General features: G+C 61.6%; 18 protein-coding genes. 3 read left to right on the top strand and 15 right to left on the bottom strand.

Translation table 11 applies throughout. The features are described from left to right. Positions 1-72: 72 nt before the first annotated feature. Together ACR0MI_RS14430 and ACR0MI_RS14425 are read left to right on the top strand one after the other, a co-directional pair. Positions 73-1863 carry an aminopeptidase P family protein gene (locus ACR0MI_RS14430; protein WP_170615266.1) on the top strand — a complete coding sequence of 597 codons (1791 nt, stop codon included), beginning with the start codon at positions 73-75 and terminating at the stop codon, positions 1861-1863. 63 nt (positions 1864-1926) lie between these two features. After that, positions 1927-2271, top strand: a complete 345-nt coding sequence (locus ACR0MI_RS14425; protein WP_170615264.1) for a DUF427 domain-containing protein — start codon at positions 1927-1929, stop codon at positions 2269-2271. 62 nt (positions 2272-2333) lie between these two features. Here ACR0MI_RS14425 and ACR0MI_RS14420 read toward each other — a convergent pair whose 3' ends face one another. Together ACR0MI_RS14420 and ACR0MI_RS14415 are read right to left on the bottom strand one after the other, a co-directional pair. Beyond that, complete coding sequence (locus tag ACR0MI_RS14420; protein ID WP_170615262.1) at positions 2334-3152, bottom strand: DUF2189 domain-containing protein; 819 nt, start codon at positions 3150-3152, stop codon at positions 2334-2336. Positions 3153-3366: 214 nt separating this feature from the next. Further along, the gene (locus tag ACR0MI_RS14415; protein ID WP_170615260.1) at positions 3367-3960 is read right to left on the bottom strand and encodes a sulfotransferase family protein; all 594 of its coding nucleotides are present in this window, start codon (positions 3958-3960) and stop codon (positions 3367-3369) included. 137 nt (positions 3961-4097) lie between these two features. On the opposite strand from ACR0MI_RS14415, the gene ACR0MI_RS14410 reads away from it, so the two are divergent. Then, positions 4098-5015: a LysR family transcriptional regulator gene (locus tag ACR0MI_RS14410; protein ID WP_170615258.1), complete on the top strand. Its 918-nt coding sequence runs from the start codon at positions 4098-4100 to the stop codon at positions 5013-5015. A 49-nt stretch (positions 5016-5064) separates the two neighbouring features. Here the strand turns inward: ACR0MI_RS14410 and ACR0MI_RS14405 are convergent, their stop codons facing one another. From ACR0MI_RS14405 to ACR0MI_RS14345, 13 genes are all read right to left on the bottom strand, one after another. Beyond that, the gene (locus ACR0MI_RS14405; protein ID WP_170615256.1) at positions 5065-6750 is read right to left on the bottom strand and encodes a chloride channel protein; all 1686 of its coding nucleotides are present in this window, start codon (positions 6748-6750) and stop codon (positions 5065-5067) included. 100 nt (positions 6751-6850) lie between these two features. Beyond that, positions 6851-8500, bottom strand: a complete 1650-nt coding sequence (gene recN, locus ACR0MI_RS14400) for a DNA repair protein RecN (protein ID WP_170615254.1) — start codon at positions 8498-8500, stop codon at positions 6851-6853. Between the two features lie 35 nt (positions 8501-8535). Further along, positions 8536-9396, bottom strand: coding sequence for an outer membrane protein assembly factor BamD (locus tag ACR0MI_RS14395; RefSeq protein WP_170615252.1), 861 nt, complete (start codon positions 9394-9396; stop codon positions 8536-8538). Between the two features lie 148 nt (positions 9397-9544). Continuing rightward, entirely contained in the window at positions 9545-10465 is a 921-nt protein-coding gene (lpxC, locus tag ACR0MI_RS14390) for a UDP-3-O-acyl-N-acetylglucosamine deacetylase (protein ID WP_170615250.1), read from the bottom strand. A gap of 213 nt (positions 10466-10678) precedes the next feature. Beyond that, positions 10679-12295 (bottom strand): cell division protein FtsZ, encoded by a 1617-nt coding sequence (gene ftsZ / locus ACR0MI_RS14385; RefSeq protein ID WP_170615248.1) that lies wholly within the window; start codon positions 12293-12295, stop codon positions 10679-10681. A gap of 345 nt (positions 12296-12640) precedes the next feature. Next, the gene (locus ACR0MI_RS14380; RefSeq protein WP_480854705.1) at positions 12641-13060 is read right to left on the bottom strand and encodes a hypothetical protein; all 420 of its coding nucleotides are present in this window, start codon (positions 13058-13060) and stop codon (positions 12641-12643) included. Then, positions 13047-14381 carry a cell division protein FtsA gene (ftsA, locus tag ACR0MI_RS14375; protein WP_170615246.1) on the bottom strand — a complete coding sequence of 445 codons (1335 nt, stop codon included), beginning with the start codon at positions 14379-14381 and terminating at the stop codon, positions 13047-13049. Before ftsA ends, ACR0MI_RS14380 begins: the two co-directional genes overlap by 14 nt. A gap of 8 nt (positions 14382-14389) precedes the next feature. Then, positions 14390-15394: a cell division protein FtsQ/DivIB gene (locus ACR0MI_RS14370; RefSeq protein WP_170619697.1), complete on the bottom strand. Its 1005-nt coding sequence runs from the start codon at positions 15392-15394 to the stop codon at positions 14390-14392. Then, on the bottom strand, positions 15382-16302 hold the full coding sequence (locus ACR0MI_RS14365; protein WP_170615242.1) for a D-alanine--D-alanine ligase: 921 nt from the start codon (positions 16300-16302) through the stop codon (positions 15382-15384). Before ACR0MI_RS14365 ends, ACR0MI_RS14370 begins: the two co-directional genes overlap by 13 nt. 104 nt (positions 16303-16406) lie before the next feature. Beyond that, positions 16407-17333 (bottom strand): UDP-N-acetylmuramate dehydrogenase, encoded by a 927-nt coding sequence (murB, locus tag ACR0MI_RS14360; RefSeq protein ID WP_170615240.1) that lies wholly within the window; start codon positions 17331-17333, stop codon positions 16407-16409. Next, entirely contained in the window at positions 17330-17623 is a 294-nt protein-coding gene (locus ACR0MI_RS14355) for a hypothetical protein (protein WP_170615238.1), read from the bottom strand. The genes murB and ACR0MI_RS14355 overlap by 4 nt, the downstream gene beginning before the upstream one ends. A gap of 24 nt (positions 17624-17647) precedes the next feature. Continuing rightward, the gene (locus tag ACR0MI_RS14350) at positions 17648-17914 is read right to left on the bottom strand and encodes a DUF2484 family protein (protein WP_170615236.1); all 267 of its coding nucleotides are present in this window, start codon (positions 17912-17914) and stop codon (positions 17648-17650) included. Further along, a complete protein-coding gene (locus tag ACR0MI_RS14345) occupies positions 17911-18159 on the bottom strand; it encodes a DUF2484 family protein (protein ID WP_170615234.1) in 249 nt (82 codons plus the stop codon). Before ACR0MI_RS14345 ends, ACR0MI_RS14350 begins: the two co-directional genes overlap by 4 nt. Positions 18160-18192 lie beyond the last annotated feature (33 nt).

Raw genomic sequence — 18192 nt, 5'->3', positions numbered from 1 at the left:
TCGCGATGTGCTGGACATTTGCCGCCGCGCGCCCCACTTTTCGCCGCACCAAGACAAAAGCAAGAGGGCTCCATGTTCCAGACATTCGAAGTGACCGCCCGCCCGGAACAGGGGCCGACCCGGTTGCAGGCCTTGCGCGGCGAGGTGGCTCAGGAAGGGCTGGACGGATTTCTGATTCCCCGCGCGGATGCGCATCAGGGGGAATATGTCGCGCCGCGTGATGAGCGTCTGGCCTGGTTGACCGGGTTCACCGGATCGGCCGGGTTCTGTGCCGCGCTGAAAGACGTGGCGGGTGTCTTCATCGACGGGCGCTATCGCACGCAGGTCAAGGCGCAGGTCGCGGATGTGTATACTCCGGTTCCCTGGCCCGATATCGGGTTGGCCGCCTGGCTGAAAGAACAGCTACCGCAAGGCGGCAAGGTCGGGTTCGACCCCTGGCTGCATGCCGTGGGTCAGATCACGAGCACGCAGAAGGATCTGCAGGGCAGCGGTATCGAACTGGTCCGTTGTCCGAACCTGGTGGACCGGATCTGGGCGGACCAGCCTGCGCCACCGATGAACCCGGTTAGCGCGCACCCGATTGAATTCGCCGGGGAATCCGCCGAAAGCAAGATCAGCCGTCTGGCCGAAGCGCTGCAAAAAGCGGGACATGCGGCTGCGGTGATCACGCTGCCGGACTCGATCATGTGGCTGCTGAATATCCGGGGATCGGATATCGGGTACAACCCGGTGGCGCACGGGTTTGCGATTTTGCATGCCGATGGCGGAGTGGACCTGTTCATGGCCGCCAAAAAGCTGTCCGATGTTGCCGATCATTTGGGGCCCCGGGTGCGCCAGCACGAACCGGATGCGTTTTTGCAGGCCATAAGCGGGCTGGCTGGTTCGGTGCAGGTCGATCCGGCGACACTGCCGCAGATTGTTGCTGACGCTCTGGGCGACAGGATGGCCGAGGGAGGCGACCCCTGCGCCCTGCCCAAAGCCTGCAAGAACGCCGCGGAAATCGCGGGCAGCGCCGAGGCCCATCTGCGCGATGCGGTCGCGGTGATCGAAACGCTGTGCTGGTTGGACGCGCAGCCCCCAGGCAGCCTGACCGAAACGCAGGTCGTCACCCGGCTGGAGGAAAACCGGCGGCAGGACGCGGCACTGCGGGATATCTCGTTCGACACCATTGCGGGCACCGGGCCAAACGGCGCGGTCATGCATTACCGGGTGACGACCGAGACAGACAGCCTGTTGAAGGATGGCCATATTCTGGTTCTGGACAGCGGAGGGCAATATCTGGACGGCACCACGGACATCACCCGAACCGTTGCGATCGGCACCGCCGGTGACGAGGAAAGCGCCTGCTTCACGCGCGTGTTGAAAGGCATGATTGCCATGTCCATGCTACGCTGGCCCGTCGGGCTGTCCGGGCGCGACATCGAATGTGTGGCGCGCGCGCCGCTGTGGTCCGCGGGGCAGGATTTTAACCACGGCGTGGGCCACGGCGTCGGTGCCTATCTGAGCGTGCACGAAGGCCCGCAGCGCCTGTCGAAGGCCAGCCATGTTGCGCTGGAACCCGGTATGATCCTGTCAAATGAGCCGGGGTACTACCGGGAAGGTGCCTTTGGTATCCGGATCGAGAATCTGGTGGTTGTGGAAGAAGCCCCCTCGCTGCCCAGCGGCGATACCGAGCGGGCGATGCTGAACTGGCGTACGCTGACCTTTGTGCCCATTGACCGCCGGTTGATCGTCGCCGACATGTTGTCCCCGCAGGAACGGGCATGGCTGAACGAGTATCACCGCGAAGTTGCGGAAAAAATCAGGCCAAGGCTGGGCCATGACGCGCAACTGTGGTTGGATGCCGCAACCGCGCCGGTGTGACATCCGGCTGTTACATAGATTGGGCAGAGGAAAGGCCCTGACGCGACAAAAGAAGGAGCAGACATGACCGACAACATAACAATCCGCAAGGCGCCCGGAAAATGGAGCGTCCGGTCAGGTGGCGCGATTCTGGGCGAAACCACGGGTGCGTTGGAGTTGCTTGAGGGGAATCTGGATCCGGTGATCTATTTCCCACGCTCCGATATCGCGATGGCCTTTCTGGACCAGACGGATAAAGTCACCCACTGCCCGCACAAAGGCGACGCCACGCATTTCTCGATCGTCAACAAATCCTCGACAACCGAAAACGCCGCGTGGAGCTATGAAGACCCGATCCCGGCGGTGGCCGAAATCAAGGGCTATCTGGCGTTCTATCCGCTGGACTCGGTGAAGGTCGAACAGTTGTAGAACCATCCGATGTTGAGAAGTCAGTCGAAGCCGACAGTTGCACCAAGTAATGGCAGGCCGGATCACCCCTCGGCGGGTTGCACGGCCCGCTGATAGAGATGCCATGTTGTGTGGCCAAGGATCGGCAGAGTGAAGATCAGGCCCAGAAACGCCGGGACAAGCGACAACAGCATAGTGACCGAGATAATCGCCGCCCAGCCAAGCATGACCAACGGATTTTCCGTGACGACGCGAATGGACGTGATCATGGCAGAGACAAAATTGGTTTCCCGGTCAAGCAGCATGGGCATGGCGATGACGGTCACCGAGAACAGTACAGCCGACAGAAATGCGCCGACGCAGGTGCCAACGGCCAGGAAAGTCCAGCCCTGCGGTGTGAAGAACACGGTGTTCAGAAACCCGTCGAAATCCGAGAAAGATACATTCTGTAGGATGATCGCCAGCCATAGACGGACCTGATAAATCCACACCCAGAAAATGAACAGGGTGACAAAGGCCATCCAGCCCATTTCGCGCTTACGCTGGTTGGCCATGACGGTGAGGATTTCAGACCAGCCGAAACTCTCGTTGTTCTGAATCCGGCGGGACATCTCATACAGCCCGGCGGCAGCAAATGGCGCGACCAGGGGGAAGCCGACGACCGCTGGAATGATCATCCAGATCTTGCCAAGCCAGACCAGGCTCCAGACAAACAGGATGCCGAAGACTGCATAGAAAAGTCCAAAAAAGCCACTCATGAAGGGGCGGGCCAGAAAATCGGAAAAGCCGGCCTTCAGGGACGCGGTGATATCATCCGCAGTGACCTTGTTGATCCTGGGCATGGCCTGCGGCGGCGGCGTCAGATTGTTCGGTGGCGTGGAACCCGCAGTCTTGGATGTCATGACACTCCTCCCAAAGCAGCTGCACCGTTCTGGTCCGCTTTCAAACAGACCTAACGGAGAAACAGACATCCCTCCTTTGCGATCAAGTTTGCATCAGGTGGGGCACAAGGGCAAGAAGCGAGTATTGTGGCCAAGTGTTCGCAGGGTCTGCGGAAAATCAGCAATTTCGCGTCAAGAGTACGCCGGTTCCCAAGGCCTGCGTTATTCAGGAAGGCTATGCGACCGCCCGGAATCCTGCCTTTGTGTTGCCTTTGGGATAGTCCATGTCGGGTGCTGGCAAGCCCAGCCCCCTGCACAAAGGCCCCCAGCCGGAGCCAAGCGGCAGGTCGATAAGCCGTTCCGCAGGCACTTCGTTTCGGACCCTGGCGATCGTGCCCTCGTAAACAGACAGAACATGCGCCTTGTCCTGAATGTTTCCACCGAAAACCCCTTCGGTTATCACGCTGGTTCCCAGACCGCCGACATCCGTGCCTGATAGCAGCGCTGTCTGAATCGTATTGGTGAAACTGTTCCACCAGTCTTCGGCGGGCCGGTGGGTCAGCACCACTTTGGCATCCGGGTAGAAGGCCATCGTTTCACGCCAGTAGGCGGCTGATGGCCAGTCCACGGCGCTGTTGTATCCTTCAAACAGCGAGGGCCAGTCCGGTGTTGCCCCGTTTGCGAAAGCGATCCAGCGTTCCCGCTGCGTTTTGCTGTCCATGACCTCGTACATGCGGTGCATCGGTCCGAGCCCAAGGGCTTTAAGCGCCCGCTTGAGGCTTTCCGTTCCTGTCCGTCCAAATCCGGCTCCGATCACTTTCAAAGTCATGTTCATCCTCCGGTCTGTTGCAATACATCCCGTGACGGGTCTGCTTGCCTAAGGATGTCCGGATGTGTCAGATTGAACAATCAGATCAATCCGTTTCATTGCATTGAAATTTTCAATTACACTCAGACAGGGTTCCGATGTCCACAGCGCCAGAAATACTCTCGCTGGATTTCGCGGCGCTTCGTACGCTGAAGCTGGTGTACACGCACCGCTCATTCGCAAAGGCCGCGGCCGAGCTGGGCATGAACCCGTCTTCGGTCAGTTACACGATCGAACGTGTCAGAAAGACAGCGCAGGATCCCCTGTTCGTCAAACAAGGCGGAGGGATAGCACCTACGCACCATTGCCACCGGCTCATGGACCGAGTGGAGCACATGTTGGAAGAAGCCGAGCAGTTTCGCGACGATGAGGCATTCGATCCGAAGCAGTCCGAGGGAGAGATCCGGATCAATATCACCAGTTACGAAACGTTGCTTGTTTTGCCTCAAGTTGTTCGACGGCTCCGGCGCGAAGCCCCGGCGATCCGGCTGATCCTGAACTATAACTACGGCCTTGCCAGCGACTTGTTGCTGAGTGGCAGCGCCGATATCTACCTCGGGCCTCAGAAAGTGTCGGACAGCGGGATTTACGGCGAAGAATACCTGAACCGCGAGCAGCATGTCTGTATGATGGATCCGTCACACCCGCTGGCAAAGAAAGAGGTCCTGGGGCTGGACGACATCAAGGAGATGAATTTCGTCCATTTCGAACCGCGCCCCGGCTGGCAGCAGGCGCCGGTTCGCTATGCCGCCGAACAGGGCATCAGCCTGCGGCGTTCGATCGTCAGCAGTGATGCTATATCCTTTGGCGAAATCATCGTGGGCACCGACCTCCTGGCCGCGTTGCCGTCACGGATGGCCAACCGGTTCAGGGACAGGCTTGCTCTGCGGCCTTTCGATTTTGACACGGGCATGGCAGAGCATATGTACTGGACTGCTGCAACCGATCGGTCGAAACTGGCACGTTGGGTCCGGTCTGTGATCAAGGAAGAAGCGAGGAAAGCGCCAACCGGCTAAGCGGCTCCCGTTTCAGAAGACGCAGTGCAGCGCGCCGGCTTCGGCCTCGCTACGAATGCTCCTCGGCCGCTGTCGCCGCCAGCGCACGGTTATACGCCTTGAGCGCATCTATGTGATAAAGCGCGCCGACCGGGGTTTCGACACCGTTATCTTCGATCAGAACCACCGGAATGCAGGGGATGTCACCGCGGTCGAAATAGGGCATCGCAGCCTCAAGCGTGGCGCTGGCCTGAATGCAGAAGCCCTGTTCAATCAACTCCTGCGCCTCATCCCTGGTGATCGAGCGCGGATCTCCGAGCGGTCGCATCACGGCGCCAGCGCGCAACATGGCCAGCAGGTAGGCCTGCGGCCCGGCGGCCAGATGCACGTTGCGGCGCTCCAGTTGAGTCAGGAAGAAGGACCGGTCCACCAGGCGCGAAGCCAGCGCGGTGGACATCGAAACCGAGACCATCACCGCAAGGCCGATCTGCCAGTCTCCGGTCAGTTCGAACACGATCAGCGTGGTCGAGATGGGTGCCCCCAGAACTGCGGCGGCCACGGCACCCATTCCGGCAAAGGCATAGAGCGTGTGGGTCCCCGATACGTCCGGCAGCAAGCCGGTGGCGATCAGGCCAAAGGCCAGCCCGGTCAGCGCGCCGATCATCAGCGACGGTGAGAACACACCGCCACCCATGCGGCCGCCCATGGTAATGGCGACCGCAACGGTCTTGAGAACGGCAAACAGGATTGCGGTGGTCAGCAGCAGGTCGCCGGTCAGGGCGCGGATCGTGGTCTCGTACCCGACACCGATGATATGCGGGAACCAGATCGCCATCAGCCCCAGCATCGCCCCCGATACCGCCGGCCGCAGCCAGCGCGGCAGTGACAGGCGGGTCTGGATGTGGTTGCCGATATCCTCGGCAAAGAAGATCGAGCGCATCAGCAGCAGAGAGACGAACCCGCAGATCAGCCCGAGGATCAGGAACGCGGGCAACTCCACATAGAATTGCAGCGATCCGGGGGTCTCCAGGACAAACTCGGTGACGTCACCATAGGCCAGACGGTTGATAACCGTCCCCGCGACCGAGGCAATAACGATAGGGGCGAAGGCATGGACCGCGAAGTGGCGCAGAACCACTTCGAGCGCGAAAAGCGCACCCGCAATGGGGGCGTTGAAGCTGGCCGAGACGGCGGCGGCCACGGCACAGCCCAGCAGGTCGCGACCGGTGATGCCGTCCGCGTGGATGCGGTTGCTGACCCATGTTGAAATGACGCCCGCCATGTGAACCACCGGCCCTTCACGACCCGTCGAGCCGCCTGAGCTGAGCGTGATGAGCGAGGCGAGGAAAGACGCGATCCCTGCCTTGATCTCGACCCTCCCATCGGTGACGGCAGAACCTTCCATCACGTCCGCCACGGACCGGACACGCCCGTCATCGGTGAAAATGTGCAGGATGATACCGACAACCAGGCCACCGATGATCGGCGTGATCAGGATCAGGACCCAAGGCAGCTTTTCCACATGGCTGTGCAGCAGAAGGATATCCTCGGTGTTGTAGATATACGCCTGAAGTGCGGCGATGGCCTTGCGGAATCCCAGCGCCATGAAACCCGCCGCGATACCGATGGCCAGGGCGATGAACCAGAACTGAATCTGGCTGGGTCCCCGACGGAGCATCACCCGCCATGCATCCTTGATCGCGGCCAGTGCCTGATTGAGCTGATTGCGCAGAACGGTGCGGGTCGACTGGGTCATTTGCCCTCGGAGGTCATCGTTCCCTCATTAGTAAGCCACGGTGCGTCCTTATAAAAGTGGGATAGCGACGGTTTGAGAACCGGAAAGCGGCAGATATGTCTCAGGCCTGCAGCAAAGCGCGTGCGGCGGCGCGGGCTTCGTCCGTTATGGTGTCGCCTGCGACCATGCGGGCAATCTCATCCACCCGGTCCGGGTCGGCCAGCGGGATGACGGTGGACAGGGTTTGCCCGTCCGCAACCTGTTTCTGGACACGCCAGTGATGCGCGGCCCGCGCGGCCACCTGCGGCGAATGCGTCACGACCAGCACCTGCCCCCCCTGCGCCAGCGCGGCCAGACGGCGGCCAACGGCATCGGCAGTGGCACCGCCAACACCCCGGTCGATTTCATCGAAGATCATCGTGCGGGCGCTGTCATCACCGCTGAGGCAAACCTTGAGCGCCAACAGGAAGCGGCTGAGTTCACCGCCGGATGCGATCTTGTTCAGCGGTCCCGAGGGCGCGCCGGGATTGGTGGCGACGGTGAAGGCCACCGCATCGGTGCCTTCGGGGCCGGGATCGGCTGGTGTGATTTCGGTTCGAAACACCGCGCGTTCCATTTTCAGCGGTGCAAGTTCAGCCATCACGGCCGCGTCGAGTTGCCCCGCCGCATTCTGACGCGTGCTGCTGAGCTGGGCTGCGGCGGCATCGTAGGCGGCCTGCGCGGCCTCGACAGCGGCACGCCTGTCGGCAAGGTCGGCATCTCCGGCGTCCAGCCGGTTCAGACGCTCACGCAGGGTGTCGGCGAAAGCGCCCAGATCGTCAGGCGCGACGTCGTGTTTGCGGGCCAGCGCGCGAATGGCGAACAGGCGTTCTTCGGTCTGTTCCAGTTCTGCCGGGTCGAAATCCAGCGCCTGAAGGCAGGCGTTGACGCCATCCTGCGCTTCGCCCAGTTCAATCATGGCGCGGCCGAGTGCGGCGATGGGCTCTTCAAGCTGGCCGCCGGCATGGTCCGACACACCTTCAAGCCAGCGCACCGCGTCGGCCAAAGCGCCTTCGGCGCCCTCGCCCCCCAACAGGGCAAAGGCACGGGCCACGTCGTCGCGGATCCGTTCGGCCCCCTGCATCATGCGGCGGCGGGCGTCGAGTTCGGCATCTTCACCCGGCTGAGGATCAAGCTGATCCAGTTCCGCCACGGCGTGGCGCAGAAACTCTTCTTCGGCGCGCATTGCGGCCAGCGTGCCTTCGGTCTCGGTCAGCGCCTTGCGGGCGCGGGACATCTGTGACCAGGCCGCTCGGACGGCGCTAAGCTGGTTCCCTGCCCCGGCATAGTCGTCCAGCAGAACACGATGCCCGCGCGGGTTCAGCAGGCCGCGGTCATCGTGCTGGCCGTGCAGTTCGATCAATGTCTCGGACAGCGCACGCAGCACCTCTCCCGAGCAGCGGCGGTCATTGACCCAGGCGGTTTTGCGGCCCTCGGCCGTGTTGACGCGGCGCAGGATCAGTTCTTCGCCGCCGGGCAGCCCGGCCTCGGCCAGAACGGCATGGGCGGGATGATCGGCGGGCAGTTCAAACTCGGCCAGCACTTCACCCTGCGCAGCCCCCTGCCGCACCAGTTCGGCGCGACCACGCCAGCCCAGAACAAAGCCCAGAGAATCCAGCAGGATCGACTTGCCCGCACCGGTTTCACCGGTCAGCGCATTGAGACCCGGCTGGAAGGTCAGTTCCAGCCGGTCGATGATCAGCATGTCGCGAATATCAAGGGCGCGTAGCATCGGGTCCTACTGTCCCAACCCTATGGTCATGGCGACTACAACCACTGCCCTTTGATCGATTGACGGTAAACCTGGCTGAGCCAGTTGTTGCCACGGCTCTTGAGTTTGAGGCCGCGCGAAGTCAGCAGGGTATAAGCACTGTCGTACCATTCCGAGGACTGGTAGTTGTAGCCCAGGATCGCACCGGCCGACTGCGCCTCATCCACCAGGCCCAACGACAGGTACGCCTCGACCAGACGATACAGCGCTTCGGCAGTGTGCGAGGTGGTCTGAAAATCCTCGACCACAACGCGGAAGCGGTTGATGGCGGCTGCAAAATGATCCTGACGCAGGTAATAGCGTCCGATCTCCATCTCTTTTCCGGCCAGATGGTCGAAGGCGAGATCGAATTTCAGCACCGCAGAGGTGGCGTATTCACTGTCCGGATAGACCTCAATCACCGTGCGCAGCGCCTGCAGCGCCTGAAAGGTCAGGCCCTGGTCGCGGCCCACTTCGTCGATCTGGTCATAGTAGCTGAGCGCCAGCAGATACTGGGCATAGGCGGCATCTTCGTCCGTAGGATAAAAATCGATATAACGCTGAGCTGCCGCCCGGCTTTCTTCATAGTTCTCGTCGGTATGGAACGCGAAGGCCTGCATGATCAGCGACCGTTTGGCCCAGTCAGAATAGGGATAGAGCCGTTCGACTTCCGAGAAATACCACGCCGCGTCGTCAGAACGGTTCTGCGACAGTTCGTATTCACCGCGCGTGTAAATCTGTTCCGGCGTGAAGCCTTCCAGGTTCTGGTCGCGGTCCGCGCCCCTTCTTCCGAAAAGTCCGCCATTGCCGCACGCTGCTAAAGTTGCTGCCAGAAGAATCGCCCCTGCGAACCTGACTGCCGCCTTGCTGCCCACCATTCCGCTCATCCTTGTCGTCTTGCTTAGCGGGTTCTGACCCGGATTGTGCCATGGTCTAGCACAGAAAATTCCGGTGCAAAACGTCTTTAACGCTCTCTGTCGGAAATGTCGCCAGTGTTGATCCGCGGCATCTCGCGGACCGCCCAGATCAGGCGACTTCGGGGATTTCCGCCCAGATCAGGCCCTGACCGGGCAGTCGGGCCGCCTGTTCGGGGGTGCACAGCACGGGGCGCACGGCGCCGGGCGTCTCGAACAGCTTGCGCAGCAGCGTGTTGGTCATCGAATGACCGGACTTGTCGCCGGTGAAGTGGCCCAGAATCGGACCGCCTGCCAGATACAGGTCGCCCAGGGCATCCAGCATCTTGTGGCGTACGGCCTCATCCGCGCGGCGGAACCCGCCTGGTGTCAGAACGTCGGTGCCCTGAACAACGACTGCGTTGTCCAGCGTACCACCCAGCGCCAGGCCGTTTTCGCGCATGGCTTCGACATCGGTGCGGCGGCAGAACGTGCGGCAATCGCTGAGTTCGCGCGCGAACGAACCGTTGCGCATATCCAGCGTCTTGGTCTGGTTGCCAATCGCGTCATCTTCGAAATCGATGTGGAAATCGATGAACAGCCCTTTCGCCGGAGCGATCGAGGCGCTTGCGCCCTCGCGAGAGACGGTGACCGGTTTGAGCACTTCGTAAGCCAGAACAGGGCTGGCCTGACGGCGCACGCCCTTGGCCATGATGCCACGCACGAATTCGATGGACGAGCCGTCCATGATCGGAACTTCGGGACCATCAATCTCGACCAGCGCGTTGTGCACGCCGCAACCGGCAAGGGCCGCCATGATGTGTTCAACGGTTGAAACGGAAACGCCGGCCTCGTTCACCAGACGGGTGCAGAGCGGGGTCCGGTCCACCATGTCGTAGATGGCCGGGATCAGCGCATTGCCCAATTCGATATCCGTCCGCTTGAACCAGATGCCGTGACCGGCGGCTGCCGGCTTCAGGACCATCGTCGCAGGCTTGCCGCTGTGCAGCCCGGTGCCTGTAAACGTGACCGATGATTTGAGCGTGTGTTGCAAAACTGACCTCAGTGGGTGATGTCCAGCCTGCTTGGGCTGTGTTGGACACTCAGTTAAGGAAGCCGGCGATAAGGCTCAACTCACTCTTTGCAACCGATTGAAACATGGATGTTACAGATCGGCAAAACCCTGCTTACATTACAATAAGCACTTTATTTTAAACGAAAAAGGGCCGCCAAACGGCGACCCTTTGTCATCATTTTGTTACCGCGATCAGTTGGCCTGACGGCGCAAGAAGGCCGGAATTTCGATACGTTCCTGATCCGGATCTGCCTCTTCATGGGCAGGTGCCGTGGCGTCAGCCTGGCGCATGACCGGCTGTTGGCGGGCCGGTTGAGCGGGTGTATCGGCTGCATGACCGGTCATGCGGTCGATCAGCCTGTTGAAGCCGAAACGGGGCCGGTCATGAGCTTCCGCCCGCTGTGCGGGGGCCGCTTCTTCGACGTCCGCGCGGCTTGCCGCCATGCGCTGTTTTGCCGATGGCACGTTCTGAACAGCTGCCTGCAGTCGCTGCAGGGCCTCGGGGGACGGAGTGCCGGCAGCAGCGGCGCGCGGTGCGACAAAGCTTTCCGGCGCAGGTTCCGCAACCTCGGGCTGCGGTTCAAACTCGGCCACGCGCGGCTGATAGGCGGGCGGCGGCAGGTCATCATCATCCTGTTCCGCCTGCGGCTGGAACTGAGGCTGGGACTGGACCGGCTCGTCAGCCGCTTCGAACAGCGAAGGTTCGGGGTTTACCTCAGCAGGTGCCTGCTGTTCTGCGGCAACGGTCTGCGCTTCTTCCTGCGCCTGCTCTTCCGCGGAAACGGTGCGGGTCAGCGGTGCCGACATCGAACGACGCGCAACCGGAATTTCGGCCTGTTTGTCGGTTGCATCGATCCCGGTGGCCACGACGGACACGCGCATGCCGCCTTCCATCGCGGTATCGAGGGTCGACCCGACGATGATGTTGGCTTCGGGGTCCACTTCTTCGCGGATGCGGTTGGCAGCTTCGTCCAGTTCGAACAGGGTCAGGTCGTGCGAGCCAGTGATGTTGATCAGCACGCCTTTGGCACCCTTAAGGCTGATTTCGTCCAGCAGCGGGTTGGCAATCGCCTTCTCGGCCGCCTGAACCGCGCGATCTTCGCCGGTTGCCTCGCCGGTCCCCATCATCGCTTTGCCCATCTCGTCCATGACGGCGCGAACATCGGCAAAGTCGAGGTTGATCAGGCCCGGACGGACCATCAGGTCGGTCACGCCTTTGACGCCCTGATACAGAACGTCGTCGGCCATCGAGAACGCCTCGGTAAAGGTCGTCTTTTCATTGGCCAGACGGAACAGGTTCTGGTTCGGGATGATGATCAGCGTATCGACAACCTTCTGCAGCGCCTCAACACCGTCTTCAGCCTGACGCATCCGCTTGGCACCTTCGAACTGGAAGGGTTTGGTTACGACGCCGACGGTCAGCACACCCAGCTCGCGCGCGGCCTGCGCGATGATCGGAGCCGCGCCTGTCCCGGTGCCACCCCCCATGCCAGCGGTGATGAAACACATATGCGCGCCAGCCAGATGATCGACGATCTGTTCGATGCTTTCTTCGGCGGCGGCTGCGCCTACGGTCGGACGCGCCCCAGCGCCCAGGCCTTCGGTGACTTTCACACCCAGTTGCACCCTTGCCGAGGACTGGCTTTGCTGCAGCGCCTGCGCGTCTGTGTTGGCGACCACGAAATCGACGCCGTCAAGCTGTTTCTCAATCATGTTATTGACGGCATTGCCGCCTGCACCGCCCACGCCAAATACTGTGATCCGAGGCTTCAGTTCGTCGTGCCCGGGCATCGAAAGATTCAATGTCATGCTCTGTCCGCCTGTTCTTATAACCCGCCAAAGCGGTGTTTTTCTTACCTATCCGCCTTTAATTCTACCGGTCATATCCACAAACGTCACGTCAAAAATCGCAGGAATCCACAAAATATGGAGGAAATAAGGCAACCAGAGGCGGTATTTCGCGCGATCTGCCAGATGTTGCGGAGCGGACGCAAGGCGCCACAAGGCATACGCAATTCGTGCCGCCAGCCAGAAGATGCGTCACAATCGGGTCCATTCTTGTTTTGCGGGTACCTGCTCGGGTCCTGCCGCCGGGCCTCTGTCGGGCCTTGTGGATATCTTGAGGGATATTCTCGGGCGCCGCAAGCCGATTTTTCAACTGACAGGGACACTTGGACAGTTGAGGCTATCCTCGCTTATTCGGCGGACCTCCTGAATTTCACCGCCGATGAAGGTGGCCAGGCGCACCAGCAGCCGGTCGTGGTGCAGAAACGGCCACCAACAGACTGGCACCCCGTCCGTGTCATTGTCATAGAGGAAGCAGATCTGCCCGTTTGGCGTGGTGATCTGACCATAGACGCAGCCCAGGCCATTCTCGCGCCAGACCGAGGTGTTGCGACTTAAAAACTGCTCTGTTCCGACCAGCTTACCGCTGCGGATCTCATAGAACGTGACCGTCTTGCCGATGACCGCATCCAGAAACGCGTCGGGAGAGATGGCGGTCTGAGCGACCGCGCCGGCGGGCAACAGCAACGGGGCGATCAGCCCCCGAAGCAGCCTTCTACCAGTTGTCACGGAACCAGCGCACGGCGCGTTTGAAGGGGCGCGCCGCGTAGGTGTCGACCGGGATCTCGAAATCCCACCATTCGTCCTGCGGATGGGCGGCGAACAGGCTGAGGCCCACAGCAGACGAAAAGCTCGGCCCTGTGGCCGATTGCGGCAGGCCGTGAACGCGCAAGGGGCGACCAAGGCGGACACGTTGACCCAGGATACGGGTGGCGAGGCCGTCCAGCCCCATGATCTGGCTGCCGCCGCCGGTCAGGACGATCTGCTGGCTGGGCATGTGTTCGAACCCGGCTGCATCCAGCCGCACACGGACCTCTTCGAGAATTTCCTCGACCCTTGGGCGCATGATTCCGATCAGTTCGGCACGGCTGACGGTGCGACGGTCATGTTCCCAATCGCCGGTATCGCCACCGATATCGATCAGATCGCGGTCATCGGCCCCTGTGGCATGCACGCCGCCATTGAACGTCTTGATCCGCTCGGCCACTGCCGCTGGAACGCCGAGGCCCATGGAAATGTCCGAGGTCACGTGATCACCACCCATGCGCACGCAATCGGCATAGATCATGTGTTTCTTCATGAAGATCGACACGCTGGTCGTGCCGCCGCCCATGTCGATACAGGCCGCGCCCAGTTCCTGCTCGTCCTCGACCAGCGCCGAGATGCCCGAGACATAGGCTGAATTCGCTATCCCCGCCAATTCCAGGTCGCAACGTTTGATGCACCGCACGATGTTCTGAATCGCCACCGCATCAACGGTCAGCATGTGCATATCGACCGCAAGGCTCTGCCCCATTTGTCCCCGCGGGTCGATCAGGCCGGACCGGTTGTCCAGCGCGAAGTTCACCGGCTGGGCATGCAGAACCTCGCGCCCGGCCCCGTAATCGGGCACGTCGCAGGCGTTCAGCACACGTCCGACCTCGGCTTCGGTCACAAGCTGACCTTCCAGATCGACCTGTGCGTCCAGACCGTAGGAGCGCGGGTTCGCGCCCGAGAAACTGGCGATGACGTGATCAACGCGAATGTCCGCCATCTTCTGCGCCGCCTGCAAGGCAGTGCGGATGGCGCGTTCGGTTTCCTGCATGGCAGTGACTTCGCCGAACTGCACTCCGCGCGAGCGGGTCGTTGCGGCGCCGATGACACGGAACCCGGTCTGCCCAGCCAATGAGCCGATGCTGTTGTCATCGCTCAGCCGGCCGGTGCCGTCGAAGCGCAGCACCAGACAGGCGATCTTGGAACTGCCTACGTCCAGAATGGCGATGACGCCCCTTTGCATGGCTTGCCTGCGCATTTGCCGCATGGCCCGCTGGGACTGGTAAAGATCGGTCATCATTGTCGCTACTGCCCGCTACTCGTTGTCACTTTTGTATTCCACCAGTCTTCGCTGGCGGCTTTGGTCATTCGGATGGTCGGACGCTGACCGAGGCGCATGTCGACCACGGCCACATCACGTTCCAGAAGGTCCTGTACCTCGTTTACCGCCAATACCCGCTCGAGCGCGCGTACAGGGCGGTCGGTTGGCAGCATGATGCGCTGGCCACGATCCAGGACCAGGTCCCAGCGGCGTTCACCGATGCGTACCAGTCCGCGCACGCGGTCACCAAGGCTGCGCGCTGTGGTCAGGATCCGCAGCGCTTCGCCGACATGCTGATCCGCCCCCTGACCCGCGATCAGCGGCAGATCCGCATGATCCTTGCGCGAGGCGACCTGATCCACATGGGCACCAGTTTCGTCCAACAATTCGATCCCGTCGCGCGTGCGCCAGACGATGACCGGCTGACGTTCGACCACATCGACCTGAAGAATGCCGCCCGGGCGAATGCGGACGGTGGCCGATTTCACCGGGTCCAGTCCGGTTATGGTGTCGCGCATCTGTTCGACATCCAGATCCCAGGAACTGATCGGGAAGTCCAACGGCACGACTTCGCGGATGTCGTCGGACAGGCCCGGCCCCGCACCATCGATGGCCATCAGGTTGACCATGAATTCGGGGCGCTCCTGAACCGAGGTCTTGATGTCGGCGATATAGGCGCTGAGCGCTTCGCGCCGGTCTTCGGACGCGAAATAGAGCCCGACCGCCGCCGCAACAACGCAAACCGGCAGGCCCAGACGAACGCTCAGCCGGATGCCCGGTGTCAGCATCCAGCGCTGGAACCGGTAGCTGAGCCGCGACGGCGCGGGATCGGAGCGGCGGGCGTTGCGACCAAAAAACCGGGCGCCGCGCAGTTGCAGTTTCGGCTTGGCCTGAGGGGTCGGCTCGGCAGTGGCGAAATCGGCATCCGGCCCGGCCAGAGGCTTGCTGCGATGGATCACGGGTGCGCGGGTGGCGGTCAACGGTCGCATGAGGCGTCCTCCACCATCCAGGCGCAAAACTGGCCGAAACTCATGCCCAGATGCGCGCCCTGTTCTGGCGCCAGCGAGGTCGGCGTCATGCCGGGCTGGGTATTGGTTTCCAGCAGGAACAGACCATCCGCGCCCCGTGCATCGTCCCAGCGGAAGTCGGTGCGGCTGACGCCCTTGCACCCCAACACCTTATGAGCGCGCACGGCATAGTCCATGCACATGTCGAAAATGTCAGCCGGAATCTTGGCAGGCAGTTCGTGCGACGAGCCACCGGGCTTGTACTTGGCGTCGTAGTCGTACCAGCCTTCGGTCATGATCTCGGTTACGGTCAGGGCACGGTCGCCCATCACGGTCACGGTCAGTTCGCGCCCCGCCACATATTGCTCGACCATTACCTGATCCGGCATGTCGTCGGACAGTTTCGGGGGACCGTTGGTACCCTCGTGCACCAGATAGATACCGACGCTGGAGCCTTCGTTGTTGGGTTTGACCACATAGGGCGCAGGCATGACGTGGTCGGCTTCGACCTCAACCTTCGGGGCAATGATGCTTTCTGCGATGGGCAGGCCTTCGACGCGGAACGCTTCCTTGCTGCGCTGCTTGTCCATGGCCAGGGCCGAAGCCAGAACGCCGGAATGCGTATACGGGATACGCATCCATTCGAGCATCCCCTGCACACAGCCATCCTCGCCCCAGCGGCCATGCAGGGCGTTGAAAACCACATCAGGCCTGATATCCAGAAGACGCGCGTAAAGGTCGGGACCAGCGTCCAGTTCGACCACCTCAAAGCCTTCTTCCCTAAGGGCGGCTGCGCATTCGCGCCCGCTGCTGAGCGAGACCTCGCGTTCCTTCGAGGGGCCGCCCATCAATACCGCCACTTTGGGGTTTGTCCTGCTCGACTTACCCACTTCGTGCGCCTCAATGTCCCCGGACCTTATGTGGTGGTCCGTATCTTGTTTATGCCTTTGATCCGCCGCCTGAATTTGCCTGTTATGGTCTGACGGATGGGGCTTTATTCTGTCAGCGGATCACCGACCCGCATGATTTCCCACTCTAGCGTGATGCCGCTTGTTTCGTAAACCTTTTTTCGCACCTCCTCGCCCAGTCCTTCGAGGTCGGCGGCGGTGGCTGTGCCGGTGTTAATCAGGAAGTTCGAGTGCTTTGGACTCATCTGCGCCCCGCCACGTGTCGCGCCGCGCATGCCCGCATCATCGATCACTTTCCACGCCTTCAGGTCGTGGACGTCATCGGCCCGGCCTGTGGAGGAGAAACCGGCAGGGTTGCGGAAAGTGGAACCGGCGCTGCGATCCTTGGTGGGCTGTGTCTCGTCGCGCTTTTGCAACTGCGCCGCCATGCGCGCATGAAGGTCCTCGGGATCGCCCGGGGGGCCTTCGAACGTGGCCGAGACCAGAACCGCGCCTTCGGGCAGATCTGTCTGGCGGTAGCGGAAGTTCAGTTGGTCGGGCGACAGGTCCACAACACTGCCCTGCCGAGTCACGATGGTGGCCTTGCGCAGTACATCCGCCGTGTAGTTGCCGTAACAGCCTGCGTTCATTCGCACCGCACCACCGATGGAGCCGGGGATGGTTCGCAGGAAGGTCAGGTCGACCCCCGCGTCCGCCGCCTTGCGCGCCACATGCGCGTCCAGTGCCGCCGCGCCTGAGGTAACAGTGTTTCCCTTGACCGAGATGCCGTTGAAGCCGCGCCCCAGCCGGATCACCATGGCCCGCAAGCCGCCGTCGCGGACAATCAGGTTCGAACCGACGCCCATCGGGAACACCGGAACATCCGCCGGCAGGTCGCGCAGGAACGATTGCAGATCTTCAAGGTCGGCTGGCTGGAACAAATAATCCGCCGGTCCTCCGACACGAAGCCATGTGAGGTCGGCCAGCGGACGGGCCTCGGACAGGCGGCCTCGGGTCGCGGGGAGGGTTGTCATTCGGCTGCACGCGCAGCCAGGCTGCGCCCGCCGACCCCGCCCATGATCGCGGCGAATAGAAACGGAAGCACACCGGCGGTCAGCCAGACGAGCGGACCGAATGCCTGCTCTTCTTCGCCCGTTCCAACGCTGGCCAGCATCACGATCAGCACCAGCCCGGCGGCAGACGCCAGCCCAATCAGCCACAACAGACCGCGCAGTCCAATCCAGCGGCCTGCGGTGAACCCTGCGGCGGCACCAAGAACAAGGGAAATGAGCGGCAGATAGGCAAATGTGGTGATCGTCGCCATGGCGGACCTCGTGAAGTTGGCCGGTTATTCGTCAGCCGCCTTCATGCCCTGCATTTTCGCCTTTGTCCAACGGGTCAGATAAATCACCGGCCAGCGCAGCACCGACATGCCGGCGGCCAGTACGATCAGGCCGACCCATGGGCCATTCTGATAGGTCACAAATCCCAGGATCGGGATACCCAACGCGATCAGGAAATAGGCGCGGGTCCAGTGATTGTCCTTGCTGGGGATCATCGCCAGCACATTCGCGGCAACCCCCCAGAGAGCGGCGAGAGCAATGGACCAGTTCATTCCATGACCTCCCCGCGCACCCATTTGCGCCAGTAATAGCGGATCGGGTTGCGGAACATCGAGACAAAACCGCCCAAAGCCAGCATCGACCAAAGCCAGCCATGTACGTAGCCCAGCCAAACGATCAGCACCGGCGCACAGATCAGCAAAATGATACCCGGAGGGAATTGCAGCCGCATCGGCAACAACGCCACGATAGTAGCGCAGATCACCCAGAGCGCTGAGAAGATCATCGAATAATCCATTCGCCCCTCCAAGGACGCGCGGAAGCCGCCCGC

The sequence above is a fragment of the Ruegeria sp. D4 genome, assembly GCF_056534475.1.
Note: the sequence above shows the minus strand (reverse complement) of the source record. Positions and strands in the feature narration are given on the sequence as shown.